Consider the following 20,535-nt stretch of genomic DNA (forward strand, 5'->3'; position numbering starts at 1 on the left):
CTTGATCGCTGGATCGCGGCCTGGCTCAGGCGCACGCGGCGCGGATGAATTCGGGCACCACCACCGCCTTGAGCTTCCCGCTGTCTTCCTTCACGCACAGCGCCCGGGTCTCGCGCCCTTCGCAGATCAGCGTGTCGCCCCGCGTCACGCGGTGGGTCTGGATGAAGACCTTGCCGCGCCATTCTTCGACGCTGGTGTGAATCTCGATGCGCTCGCCATAGGAGACCGCGGTGCGGAAGCGGGTGTGGATTTCCAGCAGCGGCGCGCCGATGCAGCCCGGCAGCGCCGTCATTGCACGCCAGGGCGGCAGCCCGCAGGCGGTGAAGTAGTGATGCGAAGCGGCATCCATCCATCGCGAGTAGTTCGGAAAGAAGACAATGCCCGCGGGATCGCAGTCGCCGAACTGCACGTCGACGACATAGACGATGGTCTTGCTCATGGGTTTCAAACTGCTCGCTCCGATAGGGATCATTGTTCTTCGTTGCGCACGAACGCACAGTCGATGCGCCGACACTCGGGATAAGGGTTTGCCCTATATCAAGGCGTTGAGCCCGAGGAGGATGGGATGAGCCGCCAGCAACGCGCGCCCGCCATGTCGCTCACGCTCGACGAGTTGCTCGAACAGTCCGCGTGGTTCGTCCAGCTCGACGAGCCCGCGCAGGCGCAGGTTCGCCGCGATGCGACCGAGCGCGCGGTGGCGATGGGTGATTCGCTCGGCCATCACGGCGAGCAGCAGCACGCCTGGTATGGCGTTCTCGAAGGGCTGGTCAAGTGGGCGATCACCGCGCACGACGGGCGCACGGTCTCCCTGGGCGGCCAGTCGGTGGGCAGCTGGTTCGGAGAGGGCACGCTGATCCGCAACACGCCGCGCCAGTCGGATCTCGTGGCGCTGCGCCACAGCAGGGTCGCACTGATTCCGTTCGACACCTTCGACTGGCTGCGCCACCACCGGCCGTCGTTCAACGACTTCCTCCTGCTGCAGGTGAACGAGCGCCTGCACTGGTTCATGGGCAACTACGCGGCGCAGGGCCTGCTGGATACCGACAGCCAGGTGGCCCGCGCACTCATGGGCATGGTGCATCCGCTGGCGAACCCGCGCGGCGAGCGCCACCTGCAGATATCGCAGGAAGAGCTCGCCAATCTGGCCGCAGTCTCGCGCCAGAGCTGCAACAGCGCGTTGATGCGCTTCAAGAACGCCGGCCTCGTGCGAAGCGAGTACGGAGGCATCGTCATGCTCGATCTGCCCGGCCTGGAACGACTGGTGCCGTAGGCGTTTCGAGGGCCGCATTGCGCCCCTCGGGTTTACCCTTATCCGAACTGTCGGACGATCGACTGCGGCAAGGCGGGCCGCCCGGAATGATGCGTGCCATGGCATGGCGCCATCACAAGGAGACACGCAATGAACCACGCAGCGTCGGTGGCCCCTGGGGTCGCGGACATCCACCCGTCATCGATCCGATCCGCGGAGGACGACATCTATCGCAGGATCAGCTGGCGGGTCATGCCGATCGTGCTGGTCGCCTACGTCTTCGCGTTCCTCGACCGCATCAACGTCGGCTACGCCCAGCTCCAGATGAAGCAGGACCTGGCGTTCTCCGATGCGATCTACGGACTGGGCGCCGGCCTCTTCTTCGTCACCTATCTGCTGTTCGAGGTGCCGAGCAACCTGCTCCTCGAAAAGATCGGCGCCCGCCTGACCTTCCTGCGCATCATGGTGCTGTGGGGGCTGGCCTCGTCGGCCACGGCCTTCGTCACCGAGCCCTGGCAGTTCTACGGCGTGCGCCTGCTGCTGGGCATGTTCGAAGCCGGCTTCTTCCCCGGCATCATCCTGTACCTCACCTACTGGTATCCGAGCCACCGCCGCGGCCGCGTGACCGGGCTGTTCCTCTTCGGCATGCCGATCACGGGCGTGCTCGGCGGGCCCCTGTCGGGAATGATCATGGGCGGCATGGAAGGCATGGCCGGGATGCATGGCTGGCAGTGGCTGTTCATCGTGCAGGGCCTGCCGACCGTCCTGATCGGCTTCCTGCTCTACCGCCTTCTGCCGAACAAGCCGGCGCAGGCGCCGTGGCTGAGCGACGCTGAAAAGGCCCATGTGCAATCGGTGCTCGACGCCGACCACAAGGCCGACCACAAGGCCGACGCGAAATCCGGCCACCACGGCAAGCTGGCTGCCGCGCTGTCGGACCCAAAGACCTACGTGCTCGCCTTCGTCTACTTCTGCTGTGCCTGCGCGGTCTACACAGTCACCTTCTGGCTGCCGACGATGATCAAGGGCCTGGGCATTTCCTCGATCGGGGCGATCGGCTGGATCACCGCCGTTCCCTACGTCTTCGGCGCGCTCGGCGTGCTGGTGATCAGCCGCAGCTCCGACCGATTCAAGGAGCGTCGCTGGCATGTCGGCGGAACCCTCGTCGTGGGTGCGGCGGCGCTGTTCGCCACCTCGTTCCTCGGCACGGCCTTCGCGCCGGTGATGCTGCTGCTGTGCTTCGCGGCCTTCTTCATCTTCGGCGGCGGCTCGTTGTTCTGGTCGATTCCGCCGACCTACCTCGGCCGCGACGCGGCCGCCGCCGGCATTGCCGTCATCAGCTCGCTCGGCATCCTGGGGGGCTTCGTCAGTCCCACGGTGATCGGCTGGATCAAGAGCCTCACCGGCAGCATCCAGATGGGCCTGGGCGCCTTGACTGCACTGGTCATCGTCGGCGGACTCACGATCCTGATCGCCTTGCCGAAGAGCGCGGTGCGCGTCGGCACCGACGCCTGATTACTTCATCCCTCCCCACAAGTCCTTCTATCGAGACCCGAGCCATGAGCAAACCCAAAGTCATCGTGACCATCGCCCCGACCGGCGGCATGGCCACCAAGAAGATGAACCCGAACCTGCCGACGCAGCCGCAGGAGATCGCGGACGACACCTACCGCTGCTACAACGCCGGCGCCAGCCTGGTGGCGGTGCATGCGCGCCGGCCCGACGACGAGGCGACCTGCGAGCCGTCGATCTACACCCGCATCAACCGGCTGATCCGGGACAAGTGCGACATCATCCTGAACAACTCCACCGGCGGCGGCATCAACGGGGACATGGTGCGCGAGCTGCCCAACGGCCTGTGGGAGATCCAGTGGGAGCAGCGCCTGAAAGGCATGCAGGGCGAGGGCGTCGAGATGTGCACGCTCGATGCGCAGACGGTCATTGCGAGCTTCGGCGGCAAGGAAATCCTGGTGGCGACACCGCCCACGTGGATCCGCCAGATCGCAACCATGATGAAGGAGCGCGGCATCAAGCCCGAATGGGAGGTGTTCGGCCTCGCTGACATCGTCCAGGACGTCCAGCGCTCGCTCAACGAGGGCCTCGACGACGCGCCTCACTTCATCAACATCGTCATCGGTGCCAATGCCTTCCAGGGCGCCTTGCCCTACACCCCGAAGCTGCTGCAGACGATGGTGGACCACCTTCCGGCGAAGACCGTGTTCAACGTCAGCGCGATCGGCGCGGCGCAGCTGCCGGCGGCGATGAACTCGCTGCTGCTGGGCGGCCACGTCCGCGTTGGGCTCGAGGACAACCTCTACTACGAGCACGGCGTGCTGGCCACCAACGTGCAGCTCGTCGAGCGGCTCGTCCGGCTGATTCGCGAGATGGGCTACGAGCCGGCCACGCCGGCCGAAGCGCGCGAGATCATCGGCCTGCGTCCGCTGCGCTGAGACACGCGAGATCATGGACAGAGCGAACACCAAGGTGGCCGTCGTCGGCACCGGCGTCATCGGTGCAGGCTGGGCGGTTCACTTCCTGGCGCAGGGATTCGACGTCACGGCGACGGACCCGGCGCCCGGCGCCGAGGCGCGCCTGCGCGAATGGGTCGACGCCGAGTGGCCAACCGCTCAGGCGCTCGGCCTGGCGCATGGCGCATCGAAGGACAGGCTGTCGTTCACGACGGACGTGGCGCAAGCGGTGCAGGGCGCCGTCTTCATCCAGGAGAGCAGCCCCGAGCGACTGGACGTCAAGCACGCCTTGATCCGGGCGATCGAATCCGCCGCGGGGACCGACGTCATCATCGCCTCGTCTTCGTCCGGCCTGTCGGCCAGCGAGATCCAGGCGGGCGCCACGCATCCAGAGCGCATCGTGCTGGGCCATCCCTTCAATCCGCCGCACCTCATTCCGCTGGTGGAGGTTGGCGGCGGCAAGCTGACGTCGGCCGAGAACGTGACCCGGGCGATGGCGTTCTATGCATCGACCGGCAAGAAGGCCATCCGCATCAACAAGGAAGTCAAGGGCCACATTGCAAACCGCCTGCAGGTGGCGCTCTGGCAGGAAGCCATCTCGCTGGTGCAGCGCGGTGTCGCCTCGGTGGAAGACATCGACACCGCGATCTCGTACGGGCCGGGCCTGCGATGGGCATTGCTCGGCCCCTTCATCAACCTGCACGCATCCGGTGGGGCAGGGGGCATCACCCATCTGCTGCAGCATCTGGGGGGCTCGCAGCGCGAATGGGCGCGCGACCTCGGAAAGTATCCGGAGACGGACGACTATATCGATCAGATTGCGCGGGGTGTCGATGACGAACTGAAGGGGCGCGACTTTGCCGCGATGCTCCGTGAGCGGGATGAACTGCTGGTTCAGTTGATTGCGACGAAGGCGTCGAAGTCGCAGATTCCGTAGGGCGATTCAGCGCCGGGGACCTTCGCGACGAGAAGGCCGATCACCGGCGACGCTCTGCCGGCATCGGACGCCGGCCCAGCTCGACTGCAACGGCCATGGGCACGCCGTGGCGAGTCACCTTGAACTCGACACGGCTGCCGGGTGCCAGCATCGCCGTTTCATTGATGAGGGCCGTGGCATCGGCGATCCCCTTGCCATTCATCGCAGTGACGGTATCGCCCACGCGCAACCCGGCTCTCTCGCCCGGCCCACCGCGCTGAACCTTCTCCACCACCGCGCCGGCGGCATCTTCGGCGCCGTGTTTGGCGTCGCGCGCGACCACGCCGATCCAGCCTCGCTCGACGCGCCCGTGCGCAATGATCTGGTCCATCACTTCGCGCGCCAGGCTCACCGGAATCGCGAAGCCGATGCCCTGGGATCCTCCGCTTTCCGAAAAGATGGCCGCATTGATTCCGACCAGGTTGCCGTCGATGTCCACCAATGCACCGCCCGAGTTTCCGGGGTTGATCGCTGCGTCGGTCTGGATGAAGTTCTCGAACGTGTTGATACCAAGGCGATTCCGGCCGGTGGCACTGACGATGCCCTGAGTCACGGTCTGTCCGACCCCGAACGGATCCCCCACGGCAAGCACGATGTCCCCCACCTGTACCGAGCCCGGCTCCGCGAACGTGATCGGCGGGAGGTCCGTCGCATCCACCTTCAGCACCGCGAGATCGGTGTCGGGGTCGCGGCCGAGCAACTGCGCGTCAGCCACCTTGCCGCTCGGCAGCATGACGGCGATTTCAGTCGCACCGTCCACCACGTGGTTGTTGGTCAGGATATAGCCCTGTGCCGCGACGATCACGCCGGAGCCCAGGCTCAGCGAATCCTGGCCGCGCCGGCTGCGGCGGCTCGACGCGCTGCGCGTGTAGATGTTGACGACCGAGGCCGACGCCTTGCGCGCTGCCGAGCGATAGCCCGTGTCGCGCCGGCCAAGTATCGTGCTCGCCAGCGATGTACTGCCGGCTGCCTCATGAATCGTGACGACGTCGTTGCGGGCGGGCGGCGGCGAGGCAGGGCCGAACGCATGCCAGGCGATCAGCAGGCCGGCGCCCACGGTGACGGCTTGGGCGAGCAGCATCCAGAGTCGATGCAGAGTATTCCAATTGGCTTTCATTCGAGCTGGCTCATGTGCGGGAGCAGTTCACGGATTTTGTATCCATACGGCGCGCTGGCCGTGCCAAGTGTTTCGGCATGTACTCGCGCTCTTCGTCATCCACATCCGTGCTAGTCTTGCCCGATGCTGCTTCGTCAGCCTGTCTGGAAGCAAACGCGGCCTTCGGGTCGCTTTTTCATGGCAGGGCCGTTTTGGGCCCTATCCGACAAGAGCCACGCCTTGAGCCTCGATCGATCTTCTTTCCTCCGCCTGTCCACTGCTGGTGCTGCGCTTGCGGCCATGCTTCTTGCCGCACCGGCCAATGCCGCCGACGTGAGCGTCGGCGTGGGCATCAACCTCCCGGGAGTGCTTCCCGTTCCTGCACCTGCCCCGGTGTATGTCCCGGCCCCGGTGTACGTCGCTCCGCCGCGTCCCGTCTACGTTGCTCCGCCTCCCGTGTACTACGGCCCGGCACCGCACTACGACCAGCGGCGCGGTCATGGCTGGAACGATCAAGGCCATCGCCACGGGGACCATGGCCGGCACGAAGGCCGACACCACGATAGAGATTGAATTCGCGGAATGACGGCGTTGGCCGAACCGGTTCGCCGGGCCGGCAAACCCACCGCTTCCGGATCGTTCTCGCGGCCGCCGCTTGGAAAAGCTTGAGGCGACGGCCGAGATCAGTGGCTCGCCACCAGTTCCTTCAGCAATTTGATAGCCGCCTGCTGGGTGCGCGTGACCGGTCGTTGCGAACTGGTCGCCAACCAGGCCCGCACCCGCAATGACGGCTCGCCGATCGGCCGCACCATGTAAGCCGAGGGCCGCACCGAGCTCGCCACCGCGTGGCGCGTCAGGACGGCGCTGCCCAGTCCCTCGGCGACCAGTTCGAGGATCGCAGGAACGCCGTCGATTTCCATCGCCACCTGCGGCAGCCGGCCAAGCGCGGCCAATTCCGATTCCACCTGCATGCGAATGGCATTGGGCCGGCTGGGAATGATCAAAGGCAAATCGGCCAACTGCAGCGCGGACACGGGCAGCGGCGGGTCTTCCGCCAGGCCGAGCGGGCGCTGTTGCACCAGCACCAGTTCCTCTTCCATCAGGGGAAGGATGTCGAAGCCCGCGGTGGGCTGGGCGTTGTAGAGCACCGCGACATCGAGGCGGCCGGAGGCCAGCGACTCCTGCATGGAGATGCTCAGTCCTTCGGTGATCGACAACTGCGCCTGCGGCAGCCGCTGGCGAAATTCGCGCATCAGCGGCACCGCGTAGGCGCGGGCCACGCTGGGAGGCAGGCCCAGCGCCACGCGGCCGGCCAGACCGCCGCGCTCGAAGGCCAGCTCCTCCTGTGCGCGCGCGACCTGGTGCAGGATGCCTCGCCCATGCTCCAGCAGGAGGTTCCCGGCCTCGGTCAGCGTGACGCCGCGGCCGTTGCGCGCCAGGAGGTTCTGGCGCAGTTCCACCTCCAGCGATCGCACCTGGCGGGAGAGGGCCGGTTGAGCCACGTCCAGCACCTGCGAGGCCCGCGTGAAGCTGCCGAGCTCCGCTACGCGCACGAAATATTCAAGTTGCTTGAGATCCACGTCCGCCGCCGCTGTCGATCGTGACAATAGGTATCGCGAAAACGGGAATCTTATCGAAAGATATGCCGATTTGCTCTAACTGATAGCAACAGAAGTCGCTGTTCAGAAGGCGTTGCCCTTCCGACAATCCGGCTCAGCTTCCCGCCGCTTTCATCCGAGCGAAGCATCTATCAGGAGACAAGTGCATGACCACTCCCTTGCGAGGCATCTCGTCCATGGCGACCCGCCAGGTTCTCGCCGAACTGGTCCAGGGTTGGACGACGCGCGGCGGCGAACCAGTCGCCATCGAATCGGTCGGCGGCGTCGATGCGGCCCGTCGCGTGCAGGGTGGCGAGGAACCCTTCGACGTCGTTTTCCTGGCTTCCGACGCCATCGACAAGCTGCAGGCCGCCGGGCGCGTGGTGCCGGGCAGCAAGGTGGACCTCGTGCATTCCGGCGTCGCGGTAGCGGTGCGTACGGGCACGCCGCATCCAGATCTGAGCTCCGAAGCGACTGTCCGGCAGGCCGTGCTGGCAGCTCCCACGATCGGCTATTCGACCGGCCCCAGCGGCGTCGCACTGCAGAAGCTCTTCGAGCGCTGGGGCATTGCCGAACAGGTGCGCGAGCGCACGGTGCAGGCCCCGCCCGGCGTCCCCGTCGGCTCGCTGGTGGCCCAGGGGCAAGTCGCGCTCGGCTTCCAGCAGTTGAGCGAACTGATCAGCCTGCAAGGCATCGACGTGGTCGGCCCGCTGCCGGCAGAGATCCAGATCACCACCACCTTCTCAGGCGGCATCGTGGCCGGTTCGGCGAACGCCGACGCCGTGCGCCGCCTGCTGACTTTCATGGCCTCGCCCGAAGCGGCCGAGGCCAAGCGGCGCCAGGGCATGGACGCGGCCTGAGCGCAGTTTTCTTCAACCGATCACACAACAAACGGGAGACGCAATGACTGAAACGACTCTTCGCGGATCGCAGGCGAATGTCCAGACCCTGCTCAATGAAACCCCCTTCACGCCCTACCAATGGATGGTGTTCGGGTTGTGCTTTCTCATCGTGCTGCTCGACGGCTTCGATACGGCGGCCATCGGCTTCATCGCGCCGTCGCTCATCAGCGAGTGGGGCATCGACAAGGGCGATCTCGGCCCGGTGCTGAGCGCCGCCCTGTTCGGGCTGGCGTTCGGCGCACTGAGCGCGGGCCCGCTGGCCGATCGCTTCGGCCGCAAGAGCGTGCTGACCGTCGCGGTCGTGATCATGGGCGCGGCCTCCCTCGTGTCGGCCAGTTCCGGCTCGTTGACGTCCCTGACGATCTGGCGTTTCATCACCGGTCTCGGCCTCGGTGCGGCGATGCCCAACGCGGTGACGCTGATGAATGAATATTGTCCAGACAGCAAGCGGTCCTTCATCACCAATTGCATGTTCTGCGGGTTCCCCGTGGGTTCGGCCTTCGGCGGCTTTTTCGCGGCCTGGCTGATTCCCCATTTCGGCTGGCGCAGCCTGCTGATCCTCGGCGGCATCGTGCCCCTGCTGCTGGCGGTGCTGATGCTGGTGGCGCTTCCCGAGTCGGTGCGCTTCATGGTCGCGCGCCGCTATCCGGCCGACCGAATTCGCAAGGTGCTGTCCCGCATCACGCCGCGCGCCGCGAAGGTAGAGAGTTTCACGCTCGATGAAATGCGCGAGCCGGCCCATGCGGCAGGCGAGGCCGGTCCGCAGGGCCTGCGGCTGATCTTCACCAGCAAGTTCATCGTCGGCACGCTGATGCTCTGGATCGCCTACTTCATGGGCCTGGTCATCGTCTACGGGCTGGTGAACTGGATGCCGGTGCTGTTCAAGGAGTCCGGCATCCCGCCCGCACAGGCTTCGATCGTCGCGGCGCTGTTCCAGCTGGGCGGCGTGGGCGCCATCTTCTTCGGTCTGCTGATGGACCGTTGGAACGCCAACCTCATCATTGCGGTCGGCTACTTCCTGACCGCCATCGCGGTGGCGCTGATCGGGCAGGTGCTCGGCTCCGGCGTGGCATCGCTCGTGGTGGCAGTGTTCCTGGCTGGCCTGATCATGAACGCCTCGCAGTCGTCGATGCAGGCACTGGCGGCTGAGTTCTATCCCACGTCCGGACGGGCGAGCGGTGTTTCCTGGATGCTCGGCATCGGTCGCTTCGGCGGCATCGCCGGTTCGTTCCTGGTCGCGGAACTCTCCCGTCGTCACCTGGAACTGCCGCAGGTCTTCCTGATCGTGGGCATCCCCGGGCTGATCGCCGCGGCGGCGCTGCTCATCAAGAACCGCGTGACCGGCCCGGCGGGCGGTGCGGCGATGCAGGTTGTCGCCCACTGACCGGCAAACAGGCCGAACATATTCACCTACTGCAAAACAGAACAGGAGCTCAAGCATGATCATCGACTGCCACGGCCACTACACGACGGCGCCGAAGGCGCTGGAGAACTGGCGCAATGCCCAGATCGCCGGCATCAAGGACCCATCGGCCAAACCGAATCCTGCCGACCTGAAGATCAGCGACGACGAGCTGCGTGAATCGATCGAGACGAACCAGCTGCGTCTGATGAAGGAGCGCGGTTCCGACCTCACCATCTTCAGCCCGCGCGCGAGCTTCATGGCGCACCACATCGGCGACTTCGAGGTCTCCAGCACCTGGGCCGCGATCTGCAACGAGCTGTGCCATCGCGTGAGCCAGCTGTTCCCAGACAACTTCATCGGCGCGGCCATGCTGCCGCAATCGCCGGGCGTCGATCCGAAGACCTGCATTCCCGAACTGGAGAAATGCGTCAAGGAATACGGCTTCGTCGGCATCAACCTCAACCCGGACCCCTCGGGCGGCCACTGGAACAGCCCGCCGCTGACCGATCGCCACTGGTACCCCATCTACGAGAAGATGGTCGAGTACGACATCCCGGCCATGATCCACGTCAGCACGAGCTGCAACGCCTGCTTCCACACGACCGGCGCGCACTACCTGAACGCCGACACCACCGCGGTCATGCAGTGCATCCAGGGCGACCTGTTCAAGGACTTCCCGACGCTCAGGTTCGTCATTCCGCACGGCGGCGGCGCAGTGCCTTACCACTGGGGCCGCTTCCGCGGCCTGGCGCAGGAGATGAAGAAGCCGCTGCTCTCCGAGCACATCCTGAAGAACATCTTCTTCGACACCTGCGTGTACCACCAGCCGGGCATCGACCTGCTGACCAAGGTGATCCCGGTCGAGAACATCCTGTTCGCGAGCGAGATGATCGGCGCGGTGCGCGGCATCGATCCGGAGACCGGCAACTACTACGACGACACCAAGCGCTATGTGAGCGCCACCGCCAACCTCACGGACGAGCAGCGCTACATGGTGTTCGAGGGCAATGCACGGCGTGTCTTCCCGCGCCTCGACGCCGCCTTGAAGGCCAAGGGCAAGTAATCCAGCAATCTAGGAGAACGAACATGTATGAACTCGGCGTTGTCTATCGCAACATCCAGCGCACCGATCGCGAAACGGCCGACGCGCTGGCCGCACTCGGCTCGGCCACCGTGCACGAGGCCATGGGCCGCGTCGGCCTGCTCAAGCCCTACATGCGCCCGATCTATGCCGGCGCGCAGGTCTCGGGCACGGCCGTGACCGTGCTGCTGCATCCCGGCGACAACTGGATGATGCATGTCGCGGCTGAGCAGATCCAGCCGGGCGACATCGTCGTCGCCGCCATCACGGCCGAGTGCACCGACGGCTATTTCGGCGACCTGCTGGCCACCAGCTTCAAGGCGCGCGGCGCTCGGGCGCTCGTGATCGACGCCGGCGTGCGCGACGTCAAGACGCTCACCGAGATGGAGTTCCCGGTGTGGAGCAAGGCGATCAGCAGCAAGGGCACCATCAAGGCCACCATCGGCTCGGTCAACATCCCCGTCGTGTGCGCCGGCATGCTGGTGACGCCCGGCGACGTGATCGTGGCCGACGACGACGGCGTGGTCTGCGTGCCGCGTGCCATCGCGGCCAAGACGCTCGAAGCCGCCCGCAAGCGCGAGGCCAACGAAGGCGAGAAGCGCGACAAGCTGGCCAGCGGCGTGCTGGGGCTGGACATGTACAAGATGCGCGAACCCCTGGCCGCTGCAGGTCTGAAGTACATCGACTGAAGGACATCGACATGAGCAAGCCCACGACAGGCCCCTTCGAGAAGACAGCCGGCTGGCTGGACTGGTACACCGGTCCGAGCAAGCCGAAGTTCCAGGTCCCGCCCGGCAGCGTCGATGCACACTGCCACGTGTTCGGTCCGGGCGCGGAGTTCCCCTTTGCGCCCGAGCGCAAGTACACGCCCTGTGATGCCAGCAAGGCGCAGTTGTTCGCGCTGCGCGACCACCTGGGCTTTGCCCGCAACGTGATCGTGCAGGCCACCTGCCACGGTGCCGACAACCGCGCACTCGTCGATGCGCTGCAGTCGTCCGACGGCAAGGCGCGCGGCGTTGCGACCGTCAAGCGCAGCGTCACCGACGACGAGCTGAATGCACTGCATGCGGCCGGCGTGCGCGGCGTGCGCTTCAACTTCGTCAAGCGTCTGGTGGACTTCACGCCCAAGGACGAACTGATGGAGATCGCCGGCCGCATTGCCAAGCTGGGCTGGCACGTGGTGATCTACTTCGAGGCGGTGGATCTGCCCGAGCTGTGGGACTTCTTCACCGCCCTGCCCACCACCGTGGTGGTCGACCACATGGGCCGCCCCGATGTGAGCAAGCCGATCGACGGCCCGGAGTTCGAGCTGTTCCTGAAGTTCATGCGCGAGCACCCGAACGTGTGGAGCAAGGTGAGCTGCCCCGAGCGGCTGTCCGTGTCCGGCCCCAATGCACTCGACGGAGAGCAGAACGCTTACCGCGATGTGGTCCCCTTCGCCCGCAAGGTGGTCGAGACCTTCCCCGACCGTGTGCTCTGGGGCACCGACTGGCCGCACCCCAACCTCAAGGGCCACATGCCCGACGACGGCCTGCTGGTGGACTTCATCCCGCACATCGCGCCGACGCCCGAGTTGCAGAAGAAGCTGCTCGTGGACAACCCGATGCGCCTGTACTGGCCTGACGAAGCGAAGTAGGAGAACGCCATGTCACTCGACAAACCCTATCTCGACGTGCCCGGCACGATCATTTTCGACGCCGAGCAGAGCCGCAAGGGCTACTGGCTCAACCAGTTCTGCATGAGCCTGATGAAGGCCGAGAACCGCGAGCGCTTCAAGACCGACGAACGCGCCTACCTCGACGAGTGGGCGATGACGGAGGAGCAGAAGCAGGCCGTGCTCGCGCGCGACCTCAACTGGTGCATGCGCACCGGCGGCAATATCTACTTCCTCGCGAAGATCGGCGCCACCGACGGCAAGAGCTTCCAGCAGATGGCCGGCAGCATGACCGGCATGACCGAGCAGGAATACCGCGACATGATGATCCACGGCGGTCGATCGGTCGAAGGCAACCGTCACCTGGGCGAGAACGGCGATGCGCAGCCGCAGAACCAGCCGCAAGGCGCCGCCCACCGCAAGAAGGAGGCTTGAATGGCCCGCATCACCGCATCCGTCTATACATCGCACGTCCCCGCCATCGGCGCGGCCATGGACCTGGGCAAGACCCAGGAAGACTACTGGAAGCCGCTGTTCGCGGGCTATGACTTCTCCAAGCAGTGGATGAAGGACAACAAGCCGGACGTGGTCTTCCTGGTCTACAACGACCACGCGACCGCGTTCAGCCTGGACCTGATCCCGACCTTCGCCATCGGCACCGCTGCCGAATACCAGCCGGCGGACGAAGGCTGGGGACCGCGCCCGGTGCCCAAGGTCGTGGGTCATCCCGAACTCGCCAGCCACATCGCGCAAAGCGTGATCCAGCAGGACTTCGACCTCACCATCGTGAACAAGATGGACGTGGACCACGGCCTCACGGTGCCGCTGTCGCTGATGTGCGGCGAGCAGGACCCGAAGGAAGGCGCCTGGCCCTGCCCGGTGATCCCCTTCGCGGTCAACGTGGTGCAGTACCCGATCCCTTCGGGCCAGCGCTGCTTCAATCTCGGTCAGGCGATCCGCAAGGCCGTCGAAAGCTATGACGACGACCTCAACGTCCACATCTGGGGCACGGGCGGCATGAGCCACCAGCTGCAGGGCGCGCGCGCCGGCCTCATCAACGCGGACTGGGACAACAAGTTCCTCGACCGCCTCATCGCGGAGCCGGCCGAACTCGCCAAGGTGCCGCACATCGACTACGTGCGCGAAGCCGGCAGCGAAGGCATCGAGCTCGTGATGTGGCTCATCGCACGCGGCGCGATGGCCGACGTGGCCGGCGGCAAGCCGCCGAAGGTCGCGCACCGCTTCTTCCACGTCCCGGCGTCCAACACGGCCGTCGGCCACCTCATTCTGGAGAACAACTGACATGACCATCAAAGTAGCCCTGGCCGGTGCCGGCGCGTTCGGCATCAAGCACCTCGACGGCATCAAGAACATCGACGGCGTCGAAGTCGTCTCGCTCGTCAGCCGCGAGCTCGAAAAGACCCGTGAGGTTGCCAACCAGTACGGCATCAAGCACGTCACCACCGAGCTGTCCGACAGCCTCGCGCTGAAGGAAGTCGACGCCGTCATCCTCTGCACGCCGACGCAGATGCACGCCGCGCAGACCAAGGCCTGCCTGGAGGCTGGCAAGCACGTGCAGGTGGAGATCCCGCTGTGCGACGTCCTCAAGGAAGGCGAAGAAATCCTCGCGCTGCAGAAGAAGACCGGCAAGGTGGCGATGGTGGGCCACACCCGCCGCTTCAACCCGAGCCACCAGTACGTGCACAAGAAGATCAAGGCCGGCGAGTTCAACATCCAGCAGATGGACGTGCAGACCTATTTCTTCCGCCGCACCAACATGAACGCGCTCGGCCAGCCGCGCAGCTGGACCGATCACCTGCTGTGGCACCACGCCGCGCACACGGTGGACCTGTTCGCCTACCAGTGCGGCAGCCCGATCGTGAAGGCCAACGCGGTGCAGGGTCCGATCCATCCGGACCTGAAGATCGCGATGGACATGAGCATCCAGCTGCAGGCCGCCAACGGCGCGATCTGCACGCTCAGCCTCTCGTTCAACAACGACGGCCCGCTCGGCACCTTCTTCCGCTACATCGGCGACACCGCCACCTATATCGCGCGCTACGACGACCTGGTGCAATCGCACAGCAAGGGCGCCGAGACGCCGGTGGACGTGAGCAAGGTGGACGTGTCGATGAACGGCATCGAACTGCAGGACCGCGAGTTCTTCGCGGCCATCCGCGAGGGACGCGAGCCCAACTCCAGCGTGGCCCAGGTGCTGCCGTGCTACCAGGTGCTGCACCAACTGGAACAGCAACTGAAGTAAACGGCATGCAGACGCGAAAGATCGGGCCCTTCGAGGTCAGCGCGATCGGGCTGGGGTGCATGAACCTCAGCCACGCCTACGGCGTTCCGCCCTCGGCCGAAGAGGGCGAGCGCGTGCTGCTCGCGGCGCTCGATGCGGGGGAAACCTTGTTCGACACCGCCGCGCTCTACGGCTTCGGCGCCAACGAACAGCTGGTCGGGCGCGTGCTCAAGCCCCACCGCCAGCGCATCACGCTGTGCAGCAAGGGCGGCATGGGTGGCGTGAAGGGCGACGACGGCGTCGTGCGGCGCGTGATCGATGGCCGACCCGAAACGCTGCGTAGCAACTGCGAGGACAGCCTGCGTCGTCTCGGGACGGACGTGATCGACCTCTACTACCTGCATCGCTGGGACAAGAAGGTGCCGATCGAGGATTCGATCGGTGCGATGTCCCGGCTGGTGGAGGAGGGCAAGGTGCGCGCGCTGGGCCTGTCGGAAGTCTCGGCCGCCACCGTGCGTCGCGCGCATGCGGTGCATCCCATTGCGGCGGTGCAGACGGAGTATTCGCTCTGGACGCGCAACCCCGAAATCGCCGTGCTGGCCGCCTGCCGTGAGATCGGCGCTGCCTTCGTGGCGTTCAGTCCGCTCGCGCGCGCCTTCCTGACCGGTGTGCTCACCGACGTGGGTTCGCTGGACGCCAAGGACATCCGGCGCCCGATGCCGCGCTTCTCGCCCGAGAACTACGCGCTCAACCTGAAGCTGCTGCCTCCGTTCGAAGCCCTGGCGCGCGAAGCCGGCTGCACGCCGGCCCAACTGGCGCTGGTCTGGTTGCTGCAACAGGGGCCGGACATCATCCCCATCCCGGGCACGACCCGCGTCGATCACCTCCGGGAGAACCTCGCCGCGGCCGACCTGAAGCTGGATGCCTCCGTGATCGCCCGCGCTGGCGAGCTGATCAACCAGAGCACCGTGATCGGCAACCGCTACGCGGCGCAGGCCACGCAGGAAGTGGACACCGAGGAGTTCTGACGCGTGAGCCGCGCCTGCCTCGTCCTGCTGCCCGGCCTGCTTTGCGACGAAGCGGTCTGGCGGCACCAGCGTTCGGCGCTGGCATCGGCGGACTGCTTCATTCCCTCCTACGGCGAGGCGAACGACCTCGGCGACATGGCGCGCGGCGTTCTGGCGAGCGTGCCTTCCGGGCGATTCAGCCTGGCCGGCCACTCCATGGGCGGGCGCGTGGCGCTCGAGATCGTGAAGCTCGCGCCCGAGCGCGTCGAGCGACTGGCCTTGCTGGATACCGGCGTCGATCCGATCGCCCCGGGAGAGGCCGGTGCACTCGAGCGCGACAAGCGGATGGCGCTGCTGCAGATCGCGCGCGAGCACGGCATGCGCAGCATGGGCGCGCAATGGGCGCGCGGCATGGTCCACGAAGACCATCTCGACACGCCTGTGTTTGCCGAGATCCTCGACATGATCGAGCGTCGCACGCCGGATGTCTTCGCGGCGCAGATCCATGCCTTGCTCAACCGCCCCGATGCGACGCCTGTGCTCGGCACGCTGCGCTGCCCCACCATGTTCCTGTGCGGCCGCCAGGATGCCTGGAGCCCGCTGGCGCGTCACGAGCGCATGCACGAGATGTGTCCGGGCTCGGAGCTCGTCGCGATCGAGCACAGCGGACACATGAGCACCATGGAGCAGCCTGAAGCGGTTTCCCGTGCGCTCGTGGCGTGGATGAGCCGCTGAAGCGGGTTCAGACCTCCAGCGCCATCACGGCAGTGGCCGTGTTCGAGATCGGAATGTGGTAATTGCTGTGCACCTTGCGCACGGAAGGTCCCGCAGCCGTCAGCGAGCCCCGCATCGCAAGCCACATCAGCAGCTCGATGCCCTGCGTTCCGGTCTTCTCGACCAGCTCGTGGATCGAGAACTGCGTCGCCCATTCCGGGTTGGTCAGCAGGCTGTCCATGAATTGCAGGTCGAAGCCCTTGTTGATGTGGCCCGCGCGGGTGCCGTCGAGCTGGTGCGACAGCCCGCCCGAGGCCACCATCAGCACCCGTTGGTCCGAACCCCAGGCCGCCACCGCCTCGCCGACGGCCTTGCCCAGCGCATAGACGCGGCTCGCCTTGGGCAGCGGGAACTGCACGGTGTTGATGCACACCGGCACGATGCGCACCGGCCAGTCGTCACCGGATTCCGGCCACAGCAGCTTCAGGGGCAGGGTGCAGGCATGGTCGATCAGCATCTCCTGGCAGCTCACGATGTCGAACTCGCGCTCGACCAGCGTATTGACCAGTTGCCACGAGAGGTCCGGGCAACCCTGGACCGGTGGCTGGGTGGGAATGCCCCAGCCTTCGTCGGCCGAGACGTACTGGGCCGCGGCGCCGACCGCGAAGGTCGGCATCTTGTCGAGGAAGAAGTTCAGCCCGTGGTCGTTGTAGAACATCACCACCACGTCGGGCCGCGCGGTGGCCAGCCAGTCGTGGATGGGAGGGAAGGCGCCGAAGAAGGGCTTCCAGTAGGGCTCGTTCTGCAGGCCCTTGTGAATGGCGCCGCCGATGGCGGGAATGTGCGAGGTGCCGACCCCGCCGATGATCTTGGCCATGATCTGTCTCCTGTGATGGGTTGTGACTACTGCAGGGCTGCTGCGTTCAGCATGGCCTGGAAGGCTTCCTTGGTCATGCCGGTCTGCTGCGCGCCGATGTCCTGCATGTCCAGCTTGAAGATGCCGGCGAACTTCGCGAGGTAGTAGGCGTTGCCGCCGGCCTCGATGAGTTGCAGCACGTTGCGCGCACGGATGGCTGCGGCCTGCTGCTCGTTGAGGCCGAAGCGGCGCATGTACGCCTCTTCGTCGGCCAGGAAGGCCCGGCGATTGGCTTCCTCGTTGAAGGAAAAGCACATCTTGTTGAGTGCGTAGCCCTTCCTCGCCTGATCGCCGTCGAAGAGCGTGGTGCCGGGAATCGGTGCGTCCATGTCTGTCTCCAGGTATGTGGTGGACTCCAGTGTCGGACTTCGATTGCGACAAATAAACAGATGGGTCATCATGAAACACATGAGCGAAATCGATGAATACAACCTCGACACCCGACTGCTCCGGCTGCTGGTTGCCGTAGTGGAGGCCGGTTCGATCACCGGCGCCGCGACGCAGCTCGGCGTCACGCAGTCGGCGGTGAGCCATCTGCTGGGGCGCCTGCGGGCCATCGCGGGCGATCCGCTGTTCGTGAAGTCGGGCCGCGGCATCGTGGCGACCGTGCGTGCGGGCGAGCTGGCAGCACAGGCGCGCGAGCTGCTGGCCGACATGGAAGCGTTTGCGCGCGGCGACCGCTTCGAGCCCACCCGATGGCGCATCACCTTCACCATCGCCGCCAACGACTTCCAGCGCGATGTGCTGCTCCCCGCGTTGGCCGCGCGGCTGCGCGCCTTGGCGCCCGGCGTGTCGCTGCGGATCATTCCATCGGACGTGCCGACGCTGGAGATGCTGCGCAGCGGCGGCTGTCATCTCGTGATCAGCCCCCGGCCCCCGGAAGGCGGGGACGTGATGCAGAAGCGGTTGTTCGAGGATCGCTGGCGCGTCTACTACGACCCCGCCGCGCGCGAGGCACCGCAGGGCCGGCGCGACTACCTCGCGGCCGACCACGTCACCGTGGTCTACGAGCCGCGCCGCATGCTCGCGGTCGACGAGGCGCTGGCCGATGCCGGCGTGCAGAGGCGTTTCGCCGTGACGGTGCCCGGGTTCGCCGGCCTGCCGGCCTTCCTGCGCGGCAGCCCGCTGCTGGCCACCGCACCGGCGCGGCTGGGCCAGGGGCTGCTGCGTGAATTCGCGAGCGTCGCGCCGCCGGTTCCGTGTCCGCCGCTACCGATGTACATGGTGTGGCACCGGCGCTTTCACGAGGACGCCGCGCATCGCTGGATGCGCGCCCTGGTTGAGGAGGGGGTGCCGTCCAGGCCGAGAAGTTGAGGCTATTTGCGCGCGTCCGGCACGACGATGAGGTCGGCGATCAGCGGGCGAATGCGCTCGTCCTGGTAGTAGCCGCCGTATTCTGTGTACCGCAGGAAGGCTGCGTCGCACGCCTTGCAGGTCCACAGCGAGCACTGGTTGTAGGGGTGCCAGCCCAGCGCGATCGGCGCGTCGGGAGACCACAGGTGGGTTCCGCCGGGATGGTATTCGTCGAGCCGTTCGGCCGCGTCCTCGGTGCGCAGCGAGCCGACACCGGACAAATGGCCGACCTGCGTGGCGCCCGAGAGCGACTCCCACGCGGGTCGCCAGAGCGGGGTGCACGCATTGCAACGTGCACGACCCGCCGCACGGGCGGCAAAGTCCCGCACTTCTTTTTCAGTGAGCGTTTGCGAAGTCATGGCCTGCATTATTCGCGAGGCCGCATGGGCGGCAACTCAGTCCGCTACGTCTGAGAGCTTCACATACTGCTCGGCGATCGTTCGCTGCGCCGCCTCGGACTGCGAGATGAACTCCAGCTCGGTCAGCTGCATGCCCCGGTCGAAGGGCGAATGCTCGTTGAAGCGATGCAGCAGCCCGGTCATGTACGAGGAGTAGCGGATCGTCTTCCAGACACGCAGTCCGCATTCTTCGCTGTAGCGATCGAGCCCCGCGCGCGATCCGCCGGAGAAATACGCCGCCATGCCGCGAGCGAGCACGCGTGCGTCCGCGACGGCCATGTTCATGCCCTTGGCGCCGGTCGGCGGAACGATGTGCACCGCATCGCCGGCCAGGAACAGGTTGCCGTATTGCATCGGGCTGGCGATGAAGGCGCGCAGCTGGGCCATGTCGCGCTGGAAGATTTCGCCTTCCTTCACCTCGGTGCGATCGGTGTCGAACATGCGGGTGTGCAGCTCGTCCCAGATCTGTGCATCGGACCAGTTCTCGGGCCGGTCCGACGCGGGCACCTGCAGGTACAGCCGCGAGATGCTCATCGACCGCCGGCTGCACAGCGCGAAGCCCCGGTCGTGGTTGGTGTAGGTCATGTCGGGGATGGGCGGGGCCTTGACCAGCACGCCGAGCCACGCGAAGTCGTAGTTCCGGGTGTAGGTGGTGATCACGCCTTCCGGCACGGCTGCGCGGGAGATGCCGTGGAAGCCGTCGCATCCGACGACGAAGGTGCAGTCCAGGGTACGGGCCACGCCTTCGTGCTCGTAGTGGACCCGTGGCGACGCAGTTTCGGGGCCCTCGATGCGGACGACTTCCGCATCGAAGATCAACGGATCGCCCTCGGCCACGCGCGCGCCGATGAGGTCCTTCACGACCTCCTGCTGCCCGTAGATCTTGACGCTGCGGCCGGTCAGGCCTGGCAGGTCGAGATGGATGGTCCGTCCGCGAAAGCGCATGTCCAGGCCGTTGTCGACCAGACCTTCGCGCATCATCCGCTCGCCCAGCCCGAGGTTGTTCAGCGTGTCGATGGTTCCCGACTCCAGCACGCCTGCGCGCACGCGCGCCTCGACATAGGCGCGGCTGCGGGATTCCAGCACGACGGACTCGATGCCGTGCCGCTTCAAGAGGTGGGCCAGGAAAAGGCCTGCCGGTCCTGCGCCAATGATGGCGACTTGTGTCTTCATCTTCATTTCTCTCGGTTGTGTTGGTGTTTGGGGCGGATCAGGCCAGCCGGCGCCGTCCGGGTCGAAGGCGAGCATCGCGGAAGTCTCCCAGTCCCCGGCATGGATGTCGAGAAAGGGGCCGGGCGGCTGCTCCGGCGGCACGCTGAACGGCATCACGCCCGGATGTGCCAGGTCGATGCCCAGTCGCCGCAGGATGGCTTCGTCGCAGATGAAGCAGGCCTGCGCCGAGGATTCGGCCCTGAGTGCCAACGGAACACCGACCGTGGCGGGCCGCCTGCTGATCGAATCGGTCATGGGCGCGAT

The 20,535-nt window shown here is 66.0% G+C and carries 22 protein-coding genes; 15 read left to right on the plus strand and 7 right to left on the minus strand.

Annotated elements, in window-relative coordinates:
* Nucleotides 1-25 precede the first annotated feature (25 nt).
* Nucleotides 26-439 (minus strand): acyl-CoA thioesterase, encoded by a 414-nt coding sequence (locus BLW05_RS22485; RefSeq protein WP_093165791.1) that lies wholly within the window; start codon nt 437-439, stop codon nt 26-28.
* 126 nt (nt 440-565) lie between these two features.
* Here BLW05_RS22485 and BLW05_RS22490 point away from each other — a divergent pair, with 126 nt between their 5' ends.
* The 4 genes from BLW05_RS22490 to BLW05_RS22505 all read left to right on the plus strand — a co-directional run bounded on the left by BLW05_RS22490 (nt 566) and on the right by BLW05_RS22505 (nt 4,654).
* Nucleotides 566-1,270 (plus strand): Crp/Fnr family transcriptional regulator, encoded by a 705-nt coding sequence (locus BLW05_RS22490; RefSeq protein WP_093165792.1) that lies wholly within the window; start codon nt 566-568, stop codon nt 1,268-1,270.
* Between the two features lie 129 nt (nt 1,271-1,399).
* Nucleotides 1,400-2,764: an MFS transporter gene (locus tag BLW05_RS22495; RefSeq protein WP_093165793.1), complete on the plus strand. Its 1,365-nt coding sequence runs from the start codon at nt 1,400-1,402 to the stop codon at nt 2,762-2,764.
* A 44-nt stretch (nt 2,765-2,808) separates the two neighbouring features.
* Entirely contained in the window at nt 2,809-3,699 is an 891-nt protein-coding gene (locus BLW05_RS22500; RefSeq protein WP_093165794.1) for a beta-keto acid cleavage family enzyme, read from the plus strand.
* 13 nt (nt 3,700-3,712) lie between these two features.
* On the plus strand, nt 3,713-4,654 hold the full coding sequence (locus tag BLW05_RS22505; RefSeq protein WP_093165795.1) for a 3-hydroxyacyl-CoA dehydrogenase NAD-binding domain-containing protein: 942 nt from the start codon (nt 3,713-3,715) through the stop codon (nt 4,652-4,654).
* A gap of 40 nt (nt 4,655-4,694) precedes the next feature.
* Here the strand turns inward: BLW05_RS22505 and BLW05_RS22510 are convergent, their stop codons facing one another.
* Nucleotides 4,695-5,810: a S1C family serine protease gene (locus BLW05_RS22510; RefSeq protein WP_093165796.1), complete on the minus strand. Its 1,116-nt coding sequence runs from the start codon at nt 5,808-5,810 to the stop codon at nt 4,695-4,697.
* Between the two features lie 662 nt (nt 5,811-6,472).
* Nucleotides 6,473-7,369: a LysR substrate-binding domain-containing protein gene (locus BLW05_RS22520; protein ID WP_093165797.1), complete on the minus strand. Its 897-nt coding sequence runs from the start codon at nt 7,367-7,369 to the stop codon at nt 6,473-6,475.
* A gap of 185 nt (nt 7,370-7,554) precedes the next feature.
* Between BLW05_RS22520 and BLW05_RS22525 the strand changes: the two genes are divergently transcribed.
* Genes BLW05_RS22525 through BLW05_RS22570 form a run of 10 tightly spaced genes read left to right on the plus strand, consistent with a single transcriptional unit; the run spans nt 7,555 to nt 16,413 of the window.
* Nucleotides 7,555-8,247, plus strand: coding sequence for a substrate-binding domain-containing protein (locus BLW05_RS22525; protein ID WP_093165798.1), 693 nt, complete (start codon nt 7,555-7,557; stop codon nt 8,245-8,247).
* Between the two features lie 43 nt (nt 8,248-8,290).
* Nucleotides 8,291-9,673: an MFS transporter gene (locus tag BLW05_RS22530; RefSeq protein WP_093165799.1), complete on the plus strand. Its 1,383-nt coding sequence runs from the start codon at nt 8,291-8,293 to the stop codon at nt 9,671-9,673.
* A 55-nt stretch (nt 9,674-9,728) separates the two neighbouring features.
* Nucleotides 9,729-10,757 carry an amidohydrolase family protein gene (locus BLW05_RS22535; RefSeq protein WP_093165800.1) on the plus strand — a complete coding sequence of 343 codons (1,029 nt, stop codon included), beginning with the start codon at nt 9,729-9,731 and terminating at the stop codon, nt 10,755-10,757.
* 23 nt (nt 10,758-10,780) lie between these two features.
* Entirely contained in the window at nt 10,781-11,464 is a 684-nt protein-coding gene (gene ligK, locus BLW05_RS22540) for a 4-carboxy-4-hydroxy-2-oxoadipate aldolase/oxaloacetate decarboxylase (RefSeq protein WP_093165801.1), read from the plus strand.
* Nucleotides 11,465-11,475: 11 nt separating this feature from the next.
* Complete coding sequence (locus BLW05_RS22545) at nt 11,476-12,411, plus strand: amidohydrolase family protein (protein WP_093165802.1); 936 nt, start codon at nt 11,476-11,478, stop codon at nt 12,409-12,411.
* Between the two features lie 9 nt (nt 12,412-12,420).
* On the plus strand, nt 12,421-12,864 hold the full coding sequence (ligA, locus tag BLW05_RS22550) for a protocatechuate 4,5-dioxygenase subunit alpha (protein ID WP_093165803.1): 444 nt from the start codon (nt 12,421-12,423) through the stop codon (nt 12,862-12,864).
* Nucleotides 12,865-13,731 carry a class III extradiol dioxygenase subunit beta gene (locus BLW05_RS22555; RefSeq protein ID WP_093165804.1) on the plus strand — a complete coding sequence of 289 codons (867 nt, stop codon included), beginning with the start codon at nt 12,865-12,867 and terminating at the stop codon, nt 13,729-13,731.
* A gap of 1 nt (nt 13,732) precedes the next feature.
* Nucleotides 13,733-14,692, plus strand: coding sequence for a Gfo/Idh/MocA family oxidoreductase (locus tag BLW05_RS22560; RefSeq protein WP_093165805.1), 960 nt, complete (start codon nt 13,733-13,735; stop codon nt 14,690-14,692).
* Between the two features lie 5 nt (nt 14,693-14,697).
* Nucleotides 14,698-15,699 carry an aldo/keto reductase gene (locus BLW05_RS22565; protein ID WP_093165806.1) on the plus strand — a complete coding sequence of 334 codons (1,002 nt, stop codon included), beginning with the start codon at nt 14,698-14,700 and terminating at the stop codon, nt 15,697-15,699.
* A gap of 3 nt (nt 15,700-15,702) precedes the next feature.
* A complete protein-coding gene (locus BLW05_RS22570) occupies nt 15,703-16,413 on the plus strand; it encodes an alpha/beta fold hydrolase (RefSeq protein WP_093165807.1) in 711 nt (236 codons plus the stop codon).
* Between the two features lie 7 nt (nt 16,414-16,420).
* Here the strand turns inward: BLW05_RS22570 and BLW05_RS22575 are convergent, their stop codons facing one another.
* Together BLW05_RS22575 and BLW05_RS22580 are read right to left on the minus strand one after the other, a co-directional pair.
* Nucleotides 16,421-17,269: a class III extradiol dioxygenase family protein gene (locus BLW05_RS22575; protein ID WP_093165808.1), complete on the minus strand. Its 849-nt coding sequence runs from the start codon at nt 17,267-17,269 to the stop codon at nt 16,421-16,423.
* A gap of 26 nt (nt 17,270-17,295) precedes the next feature.
* Nucleotides 17,296-17,637, minus strand: a complete 342-nt coding sequence (locus BLW05_RS22580; protein ID WP_093165809.1) for a protocatechuate 4,5-dioxygenase subunit alpha — start codon at nt 17,635-17,637, stop codon at nt 17,296-17,298.
* A 79-nt stretch (nt 17,638-17,716) separates the two neighbouring features.
* Between BLW05_RS22580 and BLW05_RS22585 the strand changes: the two genes are divergently transcribed.
* On the plus strand, nt 17,717-18,622 hold the full coding sequence (locus BLW05_RS22585) for a LysR family transcriptional regulator (protein WP_093165810.1): 906 nt from the start codon (nt 17,717-17,719) through the stop codon (nt 18,620-18,622).
* A gap of 2 nt (nt 18,623-18,624) precedes the next feature.
* Here BLW05_RS22585 and BLW05_RS22590 read toward each other — a convergent pair whose 3' ends face one another.
* The gene (locus BLW05_RS22590) at nt 18,625-19,020 is read right to left on the minus strand and encodes a hypothetical protein (protein ID WP_093165924.1); all 396 of its coding nucleotides are present in this window, start codon (nt 19,018-19,020) and stop codon (nt 18,625-18,627) included.
* Between the two features lie 36 nt (nt 19,021-19,056).
* Nucleotides 19,057-20,526: a 4-hydroxybenzoate 3-monooxygenase gene (locus BLW05_RS22595; protein WP_256330447.1), complete on the minus strand. Its 1,470-nt coding sequence runs from the start codon at nt 20,524-20,526 to the stop codon at nt 19,057-19,059.
* Nucleotides 20,527-20,535: the final 9 nt, after the last annotated feature.

This window comes from Variovorax sp. YR216, from assembly GCF_900107745.1.
Classification (GTDB): domain Bacteria; phylum Pseudomonadota; class Gammaproteobacteria; order Burkholderiales; family Burkholderiaceae_C; genus Variovorax.